Source organism: Alteromonas sp. 14N.309.X.WAT.G.H12 (assembly GCF_036697315.1).
In the GTDB taxonomy this organism is placed as follows: domain Bacteria; phylum Pseudomonadota; class Gammaproteobacteria; order Enterobacterales; family Alteromonadaceae; genus Alteromonas.
The window spans coordinates 1-14,979 of sequence record NZ_JBAHZB010000086.1 but is presented as its reverse complement, the minus strand read 5'-3'; the positions used below and the strand labels follow the sequence as shown (position 1 = coordinate 14,979).

Below are 14,979 nucleotides of genomic sequence, written 5' to 3'. Positions count from 1 at the left end.
GGTTTATGGGGGTGGCGGACAAAAAGTAATCCGGATCCTTTTCCGCTAAGACAATAAGTTGATTTAAACGGGTACGGTTTCGGGGGCTCAGCTCGCTAGATTGCAATTTTTTAATCAGGGTTCCTACCGTGAATGTGCGATAGCTAGGATGGCGTGATTCAATCATGCACTGCAACAGGTTTAACCCAAAAGCCGCCGTGGTCACCATCAGTCGATAGGCTTGAAAGAAGTAATACATGGCCTGTACATATTGACCATTGACAAACAGTTTTGTCCCAGCTTCATTTAAATCAATGGCGCGTTCTTCTGCAATTCCCATGGTTTTTTCCGCCACCGTGAGCTGGTTTTCGTTCATGGTTTGTGAAGACAAATCACCATCATATTGATTTCGCTCGTGGGCGAGGGCCAACAATTCCTTGGCCTTGGATTTTCGTCCCATACCATTGAATGTTTTTGCCGCTATGATCAAGGTGCCAGGATCGGTGCGCAGCAACAAATCCATATGCTCTTGCGATAAATAGTGCTCGGCTTTTTCGCTATCACCTTCAAGTACTGAGGCATAACTGAGTAAATAGTCTTTCTTTTGCTGAACTTGCTGATCGCTTTGCCCCCGACCGGCGATACCAATGAGCCGTTTAGCCTGATTTAAACTTTCCCACCGGTTTGCTTTAGGCTGATGCTCTGCGATAGATAAATAAAACTCGGCTAATTCAAAGGTAAATTCGTTAAATCGTTCCCGCGCGCTGCGATTATAGTCACGTTTTTTCTGTAATAATTCGAGGCCGTCGACAATTTTATTTTGTTTTTGATAGGTTAACGACTTCAAACGGGCTGCCGGAACGGTAAGATCGCTTATCTTAATATGATCAAGATAAAACTCAGCTTGGGACCAGGCTTCTTGCTCGAAACATAAACAAGCCAGCCATTCAAATGCTTTGTCCCGGGCCAGATTGTTTGCCACCAACTCGGTTAACTCGTTCTTACAATGGGACCAGTTGCCCGCCAGGTATTCACATTTTATTTTTCCCCACTGTGCCCACAAAACGCTTTTGGCATTTTGCAATACGGATTCATAAAGCTCCTGTGCTTGGCGTACTTTGCCGTTATTAAAAAGTAATCGGGCATGGAGTTTGAGCACATCGCTTCTGATCTTGGCAGGGATGGGCTTTTTCGTTAGCCCCTCCATCATTTCGAGGGCGTCAGAAAGGTGATTACTGTCTAAAACATCGAGCACGCTACTGACAAATTGTCGATATTGTAGATAGTGGCTGATGTTTTTACGCAAGGTTGCGATGTTGTATGGCTTGATAATCAATAAGTCGGGTTGTATATCGATGATCTTCCCAATGGTTTGGGGAAGTCTGTCGGCGGTGATAAAAATAATCCCCGTGCTTGGACGGATATACTGACTTTGTTTGAGTAAGTTAATCCATTCTACGCCGTTTTTGCCCTGACCGAGATGAAAATCCATGATGATCATTTCGAAATGTTGTCTGCGTAGGGCGGTTTTTAGCTCATTACCGTTGCTAAAACTGCTGATGTCAAAATCACCGGCAGGCAACAAGTGACTACGAAGAGCACTTCGGGCCGTAGCATTATCTTCAACAATCGCTAAGCGGTAGGGCATCTAATTTACACCGATAACTTAAAATGCATTTTTTGCATTTAAATGACTATATATATTGATAATAGCATATCAGTGGTTTTTCTCTTCGTCATCTACATCACCGCAAACACAATACTTATTCATATTATGGCAACAAGTATTTTACATTATGCTATCGGTTAGCTTATAGTTAACGTTAACGTAATCGTTAGTTGCGAAGGGTATTATTTGTGATGACAACTCACTGTCACACGGGAGGTTATATTGGATTTTTCACTAAATGATGATCAGGCTGCCTTTATAGAAACGGCTAAACAATTTTCACAAAACGCGTTAGCGCCCCATGCGGCAAAGTGGGATAAAGAACACTATTTTCCTGTTGACGTTATCCGCGAGGCAGGAGCGTTGGGTTTTTGCGGCTTATATTCACCGGAAGAGGCGGGGGGATTAGGATTAAGTCGACTCGATTCGTCGTTAATATTTGAGCAATTAGCCATGGGCTGTACCACCACCACAGCCATGCTTACTATCCATAATATGGCAACCTGGATGATCGCGACCTGGGGCACTGATGAAGTTAAACAGCAATGGTGTGAAGGGTTAATTTCCGGGCAGAAACTGGCCTCTTACTGTTTAACGGAACCCGGTGCCGGCTCTGATGCGGCTTCATTAAAGACGTCGGCAAAACCAACCCAAGACGGGTATACATTAAATGGTAGTAAAGTGTTTATTTCTGGTGCAGGCAGTACCGATGTGTTGGTGGTGATGGCACGTACCGGTGGCGCAGGTCCAAAAGGTATCAGTGCCTTTGCGGTTCCTGCCGATGCGAAGGGGATCAGCTACGGTAAATTAGAAGAGAAAATGGGCTGGAATGCGCAGCCCACACGCATGATAAGCTTTGATAATGTGAAACTGAATCCCTGTTGGCGTTTAGGTGAAGAAGGGCAGGGCTTTACCCTTGCCATGAAGGGCTTAGACGGCGGACGGGTAAATATCGCTACATGTTCTGTGGGCACTGCCCAGTTTGCCCTTGATACGGCAAGAGACTATCTCCAGGAACGGGAACAATTTGGTGCGCCGTTAGCGACATTCCAAGGGTTACAGTTTAAGCTTGCTGACATGGCGACAGAATTGGTTGCAGCGCGACAATTGGTGCGCTTAGCCGCCAGTAAATTAGACAACGACGATGGCGAGAAAACCACCTACTGTGCCATGGCGAAGCGCTTTGCCACGGATGTGGGCTTTCGGGTTTGTAACGATGCCTTGCAAATCTTTGGTGGTTACGGGTATATCAAAGAATATTCCCTTGAGCGTCATGTACGAGATGTGCGCGTTCACCAAATATTAGAAGGCACCAATGAAATTATGCGCGTGATTATTGCCAAACGCTTGCTGACATCTCAATCTTCTGTTTTGTAATTACCGTTGGCAACAGGCTTTGTGTGTTAAAACCTTAAATAAAGAGGAGGAGCGATGGAAACTCAATCGATCCAGAAAATCATTGTTAGTGAACATGAAACCGCGTGCGGTAAACGGTTTGGTCAGCTTACGTTAAATAAAGAATCGTCACTTAACGCCCTGGATTTGGATATGGCGGTGACCATGCGCGACACCCTGCAAGGTTGGCAAACCCGTGACGATATCCTTTTTGTGGTTATCGATAGCGCGGGCAGCAAAGCGTTTTGCGCCGGTGGCGACATCGTGTCTATGTATAACGCAATGGGGGAGCAACAAGAAGGGATCCCAAAATTCATCGAACAATTTTTCACCGTGGAATATGAGCTAGATTACATGCTGCATACCTTCCCCGTTCCCATCGTAGTATGGGGGCAGGGCATTGTCATGGGCGGGGGGCTTGGTATCTTCGCCGGCGCCAGTCATCGGGTGGCCACACAAAGCACTGTCATAGCCATGCCAGAGATCACTATTGGTTTGTTTCCCGATGTGGGCGGTAGCTACTTTCTGCCCCGTTTGTCAGCAAACCTCGGGTTATTTTTAGGGCTAACCGCAGCACAGTTAAATGGTGTTGAAGCCCAATCTTTGGGATTAGCGGATTTTGTTTGTGCATCACAAAGCATTCAACCCCTGTTAAGTCAATGGCAGGCTATGACATGGTCTGGGGATGTTTCCCAGATGATTTCTAACACCTTGGAAGCACAAGGTGTCAATGAACCGTTAGAAAATCGCCTTCAGCCTTGGCGCGGTGAGATCGAACAAGCCTGTAGTGGTAATAGTGTTGTGGAGATAGCGGAAAATATTTTGGCTATTGATGCCCAATCGTGTCGCTGGATGTCCCGAGCCCAGTCAACCTTGTCCGCCGGTTCGCCGCTGACTGCCAACCTGTTTTACCACCAATATAATAAAGGAAAGGATTTACCGTTAAATGCGTGCTTCCGTATGGAACTGGATCTCGCCTGTCACAGTGCTGAATTTGGTGAATTCCAAGAAGGGGTTAGGGCATTGCTCATCGATAAAGATAAAGAGCCCAAATGGCGTTATTCGCAAATTAAAGACGTGCCTGATTCCGTGTTAGCGTACTTTTTTACGTCGCCTTGGCCGGCATCCGCGCATCCATTGGCACACCTCAATTAAATCAGACTTGATTGTTCGCCCCCGTTTGATACATTGCCGACTTTCAATTAAGTAGAGTCGTGTGTATGTGGCAATGTCCACTGTGTAAATTGCCTTTGTCCGGGGAAGGACCATGGCGTTGTGACAAGGGTCACAGTTTTGATGTTTCCCGCAATGGTTATGTGAATTTGTTGCCGGTACAAAAGAAAAAAAGCAAGCAACCCGGTGACAATAAAGCCATGATCGCTGCGCGTCAGCACTTCCATCAGCAACAAGGCTTCTTACCCTTGATGCAAAAGATGGCGTCCCTTGCAGCAAGCTATTTACCCTCAGATGCGCTAACGATGCTTGATGCAGGGTGCGGGGAAGGAACTTATTTATCTTGGATGCAGGCACAACTTGAGAAGTCGGGTAAATCTGTTGTGGCAGCAGGTAGCGATATATCCAAATCCGCTGTCGATATTGCTTCACGGCAATATAAAAACGCCCAGTTTGTGGTAGCCAGTAGTTTTGATTTGCCCGTAGAATCAGCGTCTATTGATCTACTGTTACAGGTGTTTGCCCCTGGCGACGATGAAACCTTAGCACGGGTATTGAAAAAAGAAGGCATACTGTTACATGTTGCCCCAGGCCCGGATCATTTAATGGCGCTAAAGCAAGTGGCCTACGCCACGCCCCGGCAACATGCTATCCCACCACAACAAAGAAACGGCCTGTGCTTGTCTCATCGTGAACGGCTAGGGTTTAGTATTGACTTAAGGGATGCGGATATGACAATGGCACTGGTCAATATGACCCCTTTTACCTGGAAGTTCAGTGACGAACAACGTGCTGCCTTGGTGCAGAATATGACATCGGTACACGCGGACTTTATCCTCTCCGTTTGGCAAAAAGTGCCCCGTGTACCGCTATAACCTTTATTTGGAGGTTGAAAAGTGAGTTAGATGTTTAATGGCCCGACTTAACAAATCCACGTTCAAAGGTTCGTTACTTCTTTCTTTGGTATCAGCATCGGTAATTTCATAACTCCCATTGCTTAACACCTCAATAATTTGATTTTCATGGGCCACGATCACCTTTTCTCCAGATGTACTGACTAACCAGTTTCGCTGTGGTGACAACAAGTTTTGTCCGGTTGAATAGAACTGGGCCGGTGCGTGGCAGCCAAGGGCATTAAGTATGGTTGGCGCAAGATCTTCTGTACTGGCTAACTGGCCTTTGATATTCAATGATGTATACAGTTTACCCATGTGTGTGCCACCTTCAGGATCAAAGCCGGTGGCAATGATAATGTCGCTGTCGGTAAATTCCGGCTTCTGCAGAAACTCCGCAATTTCGCCGGCGGGTAAAAAGGCGATGTGCAGGCCTTCATGGGTATTACTTAGGGGCTGTTTATAACCGCTGAGCATTTTAGAAGGCAGGTTTTCGTCCAGATGGATGGAAACAGGCATGCCTAATCCCACGGGCAAGGCCAGTAAAACGGGACGTTTATTTTTTAAGGTATCCTGATAAATTTCCGGTACCCCAAACAGGGTTGTCATGATCAGGGCATCAAGAGACGATGCGGTGGTGATATAGTCATCTAATTCCCGCAAGTCAAATTGTGACATTGGCGGTAAAGGGGCCGTATCTGTCTGCACAATTAACACCAGTGTTTGGCTGGTATCTACGGCGCAATACACAGGTTCTGTGGGATAGGATACCTGATGAATTTGTGGGTCGAACTGCAATTGTGCCCGCTCTCGATAGCGGTCTAAATCTAATAGACCGTAGCGGGACATGGTGGTTTTCGCTGTCGCAGGATAGGACAGCGGAAACATGTTGTCCTGCTTGATGATAGGTTGGTAAAGTTCGGCATCTGCCCAAACGTGAATGGCGTGACTGGCAACAAAACAGGTCAAAAATAAGGAGGTGACCGGGGTGCCGATTTTATGTTGCTGCAACCGTTCTACCCGTTTCCAAATCGCGTTGGCCAGTATAAGTTGAAAACCCATCCAAACAATAAACAATAACAGTAAGTACATCCACTGTTGAAGACCAAACTCACTGATTTGTGTGTGGGCTTCACTTTTAACCAAATTTGCCGAGTTAAAGCTTAGGTGGAACCCGGTTCGATTAAACAGCAAGGCATCGAATGCCATAAGGGCAAGTCCAATGGCGGCGATGAAAGAGCCTGCCACCTTGATGATACTGGGTTTGGTAGCCAGATAGCATAAAGGTAGGACAAAAATCACAAACCCCGAAAAGGTCATAAAACCGATATGTCCAAACCAGTTACACACCATATACAGTGTGCCTAACACTGTGTCGGGGGAGGGGGAAGAAAAGATAAATACGGTTGCGATAACCATCGCAATGGCAATGTTTGCCAACGCAAACCAATGCCCCCAATTGACCAATCGTGTTACCCGCTGGCGGCGGGGAGACTCACCTAATATCATTGTATTGAATTATCCGTCGACACTTTTTACTAAAACTGATGCAAACTGTTCTGCTATGGCTTTACGATTCGCCGGCGGAACTTGTGTATTGAGTATGTGTGTGATGACATTGCCTAACACCATGAGTTGCAAATCTCTGGTGGCCTGATTTTCTTCTAAGGTTAAAATGACCTTATTCATGAGCGCTTCGAAATCGGAATCCGAGTAACGGCTTTGTTGGGGCATTGTATCGCCTCTATATTTCGGTATTCTTAATTAAAAAAAGAATGGAATTTAGTTTTAAATGATTATAATCGTTGTCTGAATGATCACAATCATTCATTCGCAATTCCCGCAAATCCGCTGTAAATTATTAACCAACAGGACGATATTTCTTTTATGAGTGCATTGATTCACCATTTCGTCGTGCATCGACTAATTGTTACTAACGATGGAAAGCTGTCGTTAATCCCCCGAAATAAGTGCTTGGACGTCACGCCTGAAATAGAATCTCTTGCCCATCAGATCAACCAAAGTTTTAACGGTAAGCCGGGAAAAGGCGTTGGTCATTTTTGTACGCCTGAACAAGAGGAGCCTGACACCCTTTCATTTGAGCAGATGCTGTCGGCATTTTCTGAGGCAAAAGCAGCCAAGGAACAGGATCCCGATGATGCCTTTCACGATTTTAGCATGCAGGCAGCGCAAAAGCTGATCAAAGCCCTTACCGACACTGGCACCGCTGAAACTGGGTTTCTTGTTTTTTGTCAGTATGAATTTTTAGCCACCCAGTACCTGATGATCACCTTGTTAAATACCCAGTCTCATGTAGAGGTAAACCAAGCGCTAGAACTGACTGCCAAAGAGCATCTGGATTTAGCCAAAATGCAGCTGGCAGTACGTATTGATCTCACCCAACTGGATATTCAGCCTGAGCAAAAACGTTATATTAGTTTTATTAAAGGTCGCATGGGCAGAAAAGTATCTGACTTTTTCATGGATTTTGTCGGTTGTGAAGAGCTGGTGGATGTTAAACAGCAAAACAAGCAACTCATTAGTTCTGTGGATGCGTACTTAGCCAGTGAAAATCTTGACAGAGAAGAGCAAGAGCAGCATCGGGAAGAAGTAAAATCCTATTTTAAAGAAAAGATCGATAGCGGTGAAAGTGTCAGTGTTAAGGAGTTATCTGAAGTCTTGCCTGCCGATGACACGAAAACCCACACCTTTGCGGCGTATACACAGACTCTCGATGCCCCCATAGAAGAAACCTTTCAGCCTGATCCTGCGGCTTTGCGCCAATTGGCCAAGTTTACCGGCCAAGGCGGAGGTGTGTCGTTGAGTTTTGAACGAAAACTGTTGGGCGACCGGGTGCTCTATGATCCCACCACCGACACCATCACCATAAAAGGCATACCGCCCAACCTAAAAGATCAGCTTAATCGTCAGTCTGGGCGATAGGTGTCGTAATATATCGGGCAGGAAAGTCTGTCCGCCTCTTTTTTATATCGTATAATACCCACGGTTTCTATTTCCTGTAGTTAAGGCTAAAAATGCAATTATTTGTTAATGATCTCACTGTCATGGATTTTTCTTACCTCTGCCCTGAAAGGGGAATGGTGGGAGAAAGCTGGATTGTGGATGTGGTACTAACCGGTGATCTGAACGATGAAAGTATGATTCAGGATTTCGGTAAAGTGAAAAAAAACCTCAAACGGTTAATCGATGACTATGTCGATCATAAACTTTTGGTGCCGGCCGATCATGCAACCCTCGCCATTGTTCACGATACGGATTCCGAAATGGTGGATGTGCGTTTTACCGGTAACGATGGCCGTGTTATCCAGCTGTATTGTCCCGCTGAAGCCTATGCCTTTATATATGGCGAAACCGTGACCATGGAGTCCGTGGGACGTTATTTGCGAGAAGTCATCGCCACCCATTTACCGGAAAACGTTGATAACTTAGCCCTTAATTTACGCACTGAACATATTACCACGCCGTTTTATCATTATACCCATGGGCTTAAAAAACATGATGGAAACTGTCAGCGTATTGCCCACGGACACAGATCCAAAATTGATATCCTGATTGATGGGGCGCATAGCGAAGCGCGTGAACAATATTGGGCTAATCGTTGGCAAGATATCTATATTGCGTCGACTGAAGATGAAATTACCCCTCAGCAACGTCGGGCTCAGGGCAATGTCCCCACTGATCAGCCTTATCGCAGCTTTGCCTATGTGGCTTCCCAAGGCTATTTCGAAATTTTACTGCCGGCGTCTTGCTGTGAAGTTATTACCACAGACTCTACCGTGGAATGTTTAACCCAGTTTATTTTTAACGAAGAAAAACAGACCCATCAATCGCATCATGTGAAGGTACTTGCTTATGAAGGGGTGGGAAAAGGAGCAATGATGTGCGATTAGGCTATGTTACCGTTTTGCTATTGTCACTATTACTTTCATTATCCACCGTTGCCCGGGGGCAAACCGATGATAGTCCACTGGTGTTAAACGGTAAATTTACCCAAGGCAGTTTGTTTCGTGGCCAACTGCCTGCAGGAAGTCAGGTTTGGCTTGATGGGCAAGAGCTCAACATCAATGGCCAAGGCAAGTTTGTTTTTGGTTTTGCCAGGCAAGCGTCCTTGTCCCATGTAGTAAGTTGGACATTACCCGATGGCACCACAGGCAAACGGCGTATTTCCTTGTCTGCTCGAGACTATGACATCCAGCGTATTGACGGGCTGGATTCTGCCATGGTTACGCCCCCAGAATCGACGTTAGCACGTATTCGTAACGACAGTGTCCGGGTAGCAAAAGCACGGGCTGAAATTTCTGATTTCGATGGGGTATTTACCGGGTTTATCTGGCCAGCAGAGGGACCAATTACCGGCGTCTATGGTAGCCAGCGTATACTTAACGGCAAGCCTAAAACGCCTCACTATGGCGTGGATGTCGGCGCGCCCACAGGGACGCCCGTGATAGCGCCTGCCGCAGGTAAGGTAACACTGGCAGAAGATTTATATTATAGCGGAAATACGGTGATCGTCGATCACGGTATGGGGGTGTTCTCCACCTTTTTACATCTCAGTGCCATGGCGGTAAAACCAGGACCACACCTGGATTGGCGTATCAATTTGGTTAAAACTCGGCTGGATCCTGCCTTATTGGTGCCAGAACGGTAGCGCTTTACACCGCGTAAAGCGTATTCAATGTGGATTAGCGAGCCTTGGGCACCGTTAGCCAGTCTGCAAACTTGTCCTCATCGTCAATGGTAAAGTAGCAGGCTTCTTCTCGCTTAGGTAGCACGGGTAATGCCAGATTTAATAACCGACCGTCTCGCAATACCGTGATAGGTAACGAGGACGCACTGGTCTGGTTTAATAGCCGTTGTAAAAGCACATCGTTAACTACCCATCCATCTAGTGCAATGATCCTGTCATTGACTTGTAAACCGGCTTGGCAGGCTGCGCTGTCTTCAAAAACCACTTGAACCGTGACGCCGGTCTCCGCATTTTTTATCATCGCCCCAAGGGGATGGATTTGGTATGCCGACGCAGGCGGCGTACCACCTTTATCCGTCAGACCATTTTTAGGGCGGGTGTGTAAACTGACACCAATATTACTTAACCAGTTTGATAAAGGCACATCACAGGTATCATAAACCACACTGTTTACAAAATCGGTGATATCAATATTAAATGTATTCTGACAAAGGGTTTCAATCACATGATCCGGCGTGCCGATTTCGTTTTTCCCATATTGTTCCCAAAGGGCCCGCATAAGATGGTCGAGGGTGATGTTATTGTGACTCTTTTCCCGAAGCAGTAAATCCAGGCCAAAGGCAATAATCCCGCCCTTGGTGTAATAACTCACAATATTATTGGGCGCACTGGCATCCTGTTTATAAAATTTCGTCCATGCATCAAAACTGGAGCTGGCCACGGATTGCTTTTTACGACCGGCACTTACATGCAGTCGGGTGAGGTTTTGTGCCACGATCTCTAGGTATTTTTGTGGGCTAATTAAGCCGGTTCTGGCTAATGTTAAATCATCATAAAAGCTGGTAAAGCCCTCATAAATCCATAACTGGGGCGTATAAACTTCTGTACTGAGATCGGGAGATAAAAACACCTGCGGACGCAAACGTTTCACGTGCCAGGTATGGAATAATTCATGACAGCATAAACTTAAAAAAGTGATGTATTGATCTGTACGTTTTCCGCCTTCCCGCTGTAAGGGTAAATCGAACCTAGGATAGAGCAGGGCAGTAGAACTACGGTGCTCTAGGCCACCAAAACCGGTGTCACTAAGTAGTGTCATAAACACATAACGCTGCACCGGGGCCGGCTCACCAAACAACTCAAGGTGGTGTTCACATACAGGGATCATATCCTGACAAATCCGCTGTGTGTTGATCGGCGTGTTGCCGCTATACAAGAAAACAAATTCCACACCATTGACAACAATGGCGTCGGTCACGCATTCGCCCATAAACAGCGGATGATCAATGAGTTCTTGATAATTGGCACTTACGTACTCATCGTCGTCATTGCTTGGCATACTGGTTTCAATTTGCCAGTGACTGAGGGTGTTAGGTAAGGAAATACGTAACTTACAGGGTAAGTCACTTAATTCCTGTACCTGAAGAAAGGCACTGGTACCGTTTATAAAGCCGTATTCATCGTTAAGATAGGCGGCGCGAACAGAAAGATCAAAGGCGTATACGGTGTACGACACAGTAACGGCGTTGCCTAGGCTTTCTATCTGCCATGTTTGCTTATCGGTTTTAGTGGTGGGCAAGGCCTGCCCATTACTGTCTGTTGCATCTAGCGTAATAATATTTTTGGCAAAATCCCGCACCATATAACTACCAGGGATCCAACTAGGTAGCGTTAATGTGAGGCTTTTTTGTTCTGTTGCGGGTATGGATAAGCTAACAGCGAATAGATGTGCTGCACAGGATTGTACAGACAGTGCATAATGCAGACAGTTCATTGGCGATCCAGTTAAAAAACACAGTTTATTATCATGCCGTAAAAATGGCCTTTTGTCAGTATGTGCAAAGTGTGGTTATACTGAGAACAGAAGACTTATCGGAACTATATATGTATGGCGAACAAGGAAACACCGGCGTTAAGTAAACAGGACATTGCTATTTTACAAACGCTGTCACCGGGAAGCGTGGTTGATTTGCAAATTGATACACCCACTGCGCCCCAACGATTAAAAACCTTTTATGTGGGTATGGATATTCCAAATGGGTTTATCTTCCAAGTGCCTAACAGCCACAAATGGGCCAACATACGGGACCAACTTGTCACAGGAAACAGTGTGGTTGTACGCTTTGTGATCGAAGGGGAAATTGGTCAGATTGTTGCGTTTAAAGTGGGTATTTTAAAATGCTTCAGTAAGCCGATTAGTATTCTTATTACCGACTTTCCAACGGTGCTTCAAAGCCGGGGACTACGGGCAGAAAAACGCTCTCAGCCCGGAATTCCTGTCAGTGTCATCTTGGATAATGAAGAAAAATCCACCGCTTCGGGCAAACTGAAGGGGTTGATAGTGGATGTTTCTAAAAAGGGCTGCAAACTCGCGGTTAAAAAAGCATCAAGCGATGCGGCATTGAGCGTTAACAAAAAAATAACATTGGGCTGTAAACTTGACGGGGAAAGCATTAGGATAGAGGCATTAGTAAAAAATATCACCGAAGACAAAGATTATCGCTACCATGGTATTCAGTTTATGGATGAGCAGGATTCGGTGGATGTCATGATGGAACGACATATTTTACTCGGCTAACTATAATTACCTTTTACAAGGTATATAACAATCGCACACCGGGATCACTGATGAGACAAATTGAGCGCCTTTTAACGCTATATGGTGAAAGTCACCAAAATAGAACCAATATTGCAATTCATGCGGTAGCCGTTCCTGCCATTTATCTTGTCAGCCTGGGTTTATTATGGAGTTTGCCGGTTCCTGAGATCTTAACGCAAACGGATGTTACCTGGGCACATATCTTAGTGTTGCCCGTTTTATATTACTACTTTCGACTCTCTGGCCCTATCGGCGCGGCCATGACCTTACTCACTATTGGTTGCTTTACCGTTATTGAGCTTATCGCGCTTTCTCCCATCGCGGTCTGGCAATGCTGCCTGTTCTTATTTGTTGTGATGTGGATTTTGCAATTTGTTGGGCACAAAATTGAAGGTAAGAAGCCGTCATTTTTTGATGATATTCGATTTCTTTTAGTCGGCCCAGCGTGGTGGTGGACACATTGGTTAAAACGCCTCAATATCGGCTATTAGGGTGTTCTTTAAAACGGTTAGCTGCGACCAGCCGTATACGATGCACGACTAAGTTGGACACGTCTCCTCTTGAACTGCGTATAATTAATTTACTATTTGATTTTACGGTATATATGTGACTCGTTGGCAAAAGATCTATGAAAGTAACGAACGTCTTTTCTGGACGCTCCATAGTGGGGGGTGGGCTGGTTTTGCGTTAGTTTATTATATTGGATCATTTCTTCATGATGTTCGTCCTATCTGGGTGTTTATTATCATGCTTAACGCGTATGCAGGATGGTTACTGACTATTCCTCTGCGTTACGTGTTTCGCTGGGCAAGAACCTTATCACCTTTAAAAATGATCGTGGTGGTGGTTTTAGCCTGTTATCTCGTCGCCCTGGTATGGGCAGTGGTTAAAAATATTAATTACTGGGAAATTTATAAGCACGGTTATCGACCCGATGCCTGGTACTTATATTTTACCAATACCATTAATTCACTCATTATGGTGGGGTGCTGGAGTGGCGTCTATTTTGGTATTAAAAACTTCCAGATGTTGCAGAAAGAAAAGCAAAATGCGTTAAAAGCAAGTACTATGGCTCACCAAGCACACATTAAAATGCTTCGGTATCAGCTAAACCCACACTTTTTGTTTAATACTCTCAATGCGATTTCGACGCTTATTTTGCTCAAGGAAAATGATATCGCAGAAGCCATGGTTTCCAGGCTGAGCGATTTCTTACGCTATTCGTTGGATAATGATCCAATAAAACGGGTGTCGTTAGGCGAGGAAATAAAAGTGCTTCGTCTCTACCTTGAAATAGAAAGGTGAGGTTTGATGACAGATTAGAGGTGGTGTGGGATATCGAAGACAAGTGCGAGGCCGCCCTTGTGCCCAGCATGATTTTGCAGCCGCTTATTGAAAATGCCATAAAACACGCCATTTCTAAAATGGAAGACGGTGGGCAGATTTGTATAACGGCACGTCAATTTGGTAATGATCTACTCATCGACGTGGCGGATAATGGCCCAGGAGCTGAAATCAAAGATGGACAGCTGCGCCGTGAAAACGGGGTGGGTTTAGTTAACATTAAGGAACGTTTGCAATCGCTGTATCAACGAAATTTTGCATTTTCAGTTGAACATAATCAGCCCTCCGGTGTGAGGATCCGATTGCGCATCCCTTACGAAGTAAAAGACGTTTAACATGAATGAACTAAAGATTAAAACCATCGTTGTGGACGATGAGCCATTAGCAAGAAAAGGGTTGCGTGCGCGATTAGAACGTCACCCCGATATCGAAATCATTGCCGAATGCCAAAATGGTCTGGATGCAGTGAATACTATTTCGAAAAACCGCCCAGATCTGGTTTTTCTTGATATTCAAATGCCGGGATTAAATGGCTTTCAGGTGATCCATAAACTCCGTGAGCTTAATCAGCCCATTCCCATGATTGTGTTTGTCACCGCCTATGACAGTTATGCCATTAAGGCGTTTGATATTCATGCGGTGGACTACTTATTAAAACCTGCCGATGACAATCGCCTTGCCGCTGCTCTCGATAAGGTTCGCGAGTATTGTGTTAATCAGCATCAGGACGAACAATCTCGCAAACTCGTGAATCTGGTGGCGGAATTAACCGGTGACGATTGTGAAGAAATCCTTCGAAAACTTGCCAGCGGTGAAAGTATCCAGACCAATCCCTATCCGGAAGTGTTGGCCATTAAAGATGGCTCAGAAGTCACCCGAGTGGCCGTTCAGGACATTCAATGGATTGATGCCGCAGGGGATTACATGTGTGTTCACGCCCTTGATGGCATGCATATTATGCGTAAGACCATGAAAGAGTTAGAGCAGGAGCTCAATCCGCAATGGTTTGTACGTGTACACCGTTCAGCCATCGCGAACATACGTTTTGTGAAGAAGTTAGTGAGTCACATTAGTGGCGAATATCATCTTATATTACAAAATGATACCGAACTTAAAGTGAGTCGTAGTCACCGCGATAAGGTCAAGGCCGCAATGAAAATGTAGTGTAGCCTTGAAGCCGGACGGGATGCCGGCTTTGGGTTACGCGTAACGGTTATTC

General features: G+C 45.5%; 13 protein-coding genes and 1 pseudogene. 10 read left to right on the top strand and 4 right to left on the bottom strand.

Annotation, left to right across the window (positions count from 1 at the left end):
- A partial coding sequence (locus V5298_RS16190) for a response regulator (protein WP_332932481.1) occupies window positions 1-1,627 on the bottom strand: 1,627 nt, incomplete at its 3' end.
- A 243-nt stretch (window positions 1,628-1,870) separates the two neighbouring features.
- Here V5298_RS16190 and V5298_RS16185 point away from each other — a divergent pair.
- From V5298_RS16185 to V5298_RS16175, 3 genes are all read left to right on the top strand, one after another.
- Window positions 1,871-3,025, top strand: a complete 1,155-nt coding sequence (locus V5298_RS16185; protein ID WP_332932480.1) for an acyl-CoA dehydrogenase family protein — start codon at window positions 1,871-1,873, stop codon at window positions 3,023-3,025.
- Window positions 3,026-3,079: 54 nt separating this feature from the next.
- Entirely contained in the window at window positions 3,080-4,198 is a 1,119-nt protein-coding gene (locus V5298_RS16180; protein ID WP_332932479.1) for an enoyl-CoA hydratase/isomerase family protein, read from the top strand.
- Between the two features lie 65 nt (window positions 4,199-4,263).
- The gene (locus V5298_RS16175; RefSeq protein WP_332932478.1) at window positions 4,264-5,091 is read left to right on the top strand and encodes a putative RNA methyltransferase; all 828 of its coding nucleotides are present in this window, start codon (window positions 4,264-4,266) and stop codon (window positions 5,089-5,091) included.
- Window positions 5,092-5,094: 3 nt separating this feature from the next.
- On the opposite strand, the gene V5298_RS16170 is transcribed toward V5298_RS16175, so the two are convergent.
- Both V5298_RS16170 and V5298_RS16165 read right to left on the bottom strand, forming a co-directional pair.
- A complete protein-coding gene (locus V5298_RS16170; RefSeq protein ID WP_332932477.1) occupies window positions 5,095-6,618 on the bottom strand; it encodes a DUF3413 domain-containing protein in 1,524 nt (507 codons plus the stop codon).
- Window positions 6,619-6,627: 9 nt separating this feature from the next.
- Window positions 6,628-6,843: a DUF1414 domain-containing protein gene (locus V5298_RS16165; protein ID WP_332932476.1), complete on the bottom strand. Its 216-nt coding sequence runs from the start codon at window positions 6,841-6,843 to the stop codon at window positions 6,628-6,630.
- 153 nt (window positions 6,844-6,996) lie between these two features.
- Here V5298_RS16165 and yejK point away from each other — a divergent pair, with 153 nt between their 5' ends.
- The 3 genes from yejK (at window position 6,997) to V5298_RS16150 (ending at window position 9,778) form a co-directional block, all read left to right on the top strand.
- Window positions 6,997-8,052 carry a nucleoid-associated protein YejK gene (yejK, locus tag V5298_RS16160; RefSeq protein ID WP_332932475.1) on the top strand — a complete coding sequence of 352 codons (1,056 nt, stop codon included), beginning with the start codon at window positions 6,997-6,999 and terminating at the stop codon, window positions 8,050-8,052.
- 92 nt (window positions 8,053-8,144) lie between these two features.
- A complete protein-coding gene (locus tag V5298_RS16155) occupies window positions 8,145-9,020 on the top strand; it encodes a 6-carboxytetrahydropterin synthase (RefSeq protein WP_332932474.1) in 876 nt (291 codons plus the stop codon).
- Window positions 9,011-9,778: a M23 family metallopeptidase gene (locus V5298_RS16150; RefSeq protein WP_332932473.1), complete on the top strand. Its 768-nt coding sequence runs from the start codon at window positions 9,011-9,013 to the stop codon at window positions 9,776-9,778. Before V5298_RS16155 ends, V5298_RS16150 begins: the two co-directional genes overlap by 10 nt.
- 34 nt (window positions 9,779-9,812) lie before the next feature.
- Here the strand turns inward: V5298_RS16150 and V5298_RS16145 are convergent, their stop codons facing one another.
- Window positions 9,813-11,591 (bottom strand): M61 family metallopeptidase, encoded by a 1,779-nt coding sequence (locus tag V5298_RS16145; RefSeq protein WP_332932472.1) that lies wholly within the window; start codon window positions 11,589-11,591, stop codon window positions 9,813-9,815.
- 114 nt (window positions 11,592-11,705) lie between these two features.
- Here V5298_RS16145 and V5298_RS16140 point away from each other — a divergent pair, with 114 nt between their 5' ends.
- The 4 genes and pseudogenes from V5298_RS16140 to V5298_RS16125 all read left to right on the top strand — a co-directional run bounded on the left by V5298_RS16140 (window position 11,706) and on the right by V5298_RS16125 (window position 14,924).
- Window positions 11,706-12,395, top strand: coding sequence for a PilZ domain-containing protein (locus tag V5298_RS16140; protein ID WP_332932471.1), 690 nt, complete (start codon window positions 11,706-11,708; stop codon window positions 12,393-12,395).
- A gap of 50 nt (window positions 12,396-12,445) precedes the next feature.
- A complete protein-coding gene (locus V5298_RS16135) occupies window positions 12,446-12,907 on the top strand; it encodes a DUF962 domain-containing protein (protein ID WP_332932470.1) in 462 nt (153 codons plus the stop codon).
- Window positions 12,908-13,022: 115 nt separating this feature from the next.
- Window positions 13,023-14,095 (top strand): annotated as a pseudogene (locus V5298_RS16130) (sensor histidine kinase).
- 1 nt (window position 14,096) lies between these two features.
- Window positions 14,097-14,924 carry a LytTR family DNA-binding domain-containing protein gene (locus tag V5298_RS16125; protein ID WP_332932469.1) on the top strand — a complete coding sequence of 276 codons (828 nt, stop codon included), beginning with the start codon at window positions 14,097-14,099 and terminating at the stop codon, window positions 14,922-14,924.
- Window positions 14,925-14,979: the final 55 nt, after the last annotated feature.

Bases quoted from the DNA above. Each gene is read 5' to 3' on its own strand.
- V5298_RS16180 (WP_332932479.1), top strand. From the start codon at position 3,080: ATGGAAACTCAATCGATCCAGAAAATCATTGTTAGTGAACATGAAACC.
- V5298_RS16175 (WP_332932478.1), top strand. From the start codon at position 4,264: ATGTGGCAATGTCCACTGTGTAAATTGCCTTTGTCCGGGGAAGGACCA.
- V5298_RS16170 (WP_332932477.1), bottom strand. From the start codon at position 6,618: ATGATATTAGGTGAGTCTCCCCGCCGCCAGCGGGTAACACGATTGGTC.
- V5298_RS16165 (WP_332932476.1), bottom strand. From the start codon at position 6,843: ATGCCCCAACAAAGCCGTTACTCGGATTCCGATTTCGAAGCGCTCATG.
- yejK (WP_332932475.1), top strand. From the start codon at position 6,997: ATGAGTGCATTGATTCACCATTTCGTCGTGCATCGACTAATTGTTACT.
- V5298_RS16155 (WP_332932474.1), top strand. From the start codon at position 8,145: ATGCAATTATTTGTTAATGATCTCACTGTCATGGATTTTTCTTACCTC.
- V5298_RS16145 (WP_332932472.1), bottom strand. From the start codon at position 11,591: ATGAACTGTCTGCATTATGCACTGTCTGTACAATCCTGTGCAGCACAT.
- V5298_RS16140 (WP_332932471.1), top strand. From the start codon at position 11,706: ATGGCGAACAAGGAAACACCGGCGTTAAGTAAACAGGACATTGCTATT.
- V5298_RS16135 (WP_332932470.1), top strand. From the start codon at position 12,446: ATGAGACAAATTGAGCGCCTTTTAACGCTATATGGTGAAAGTCACCAA.
- V5298_RS16125 (WP_332932469.1), top strand. From the start codon at position 14,097: ATGAATGAACTAAAGATTAAAACCATCGTTGTGGACGATGAGCCATTA.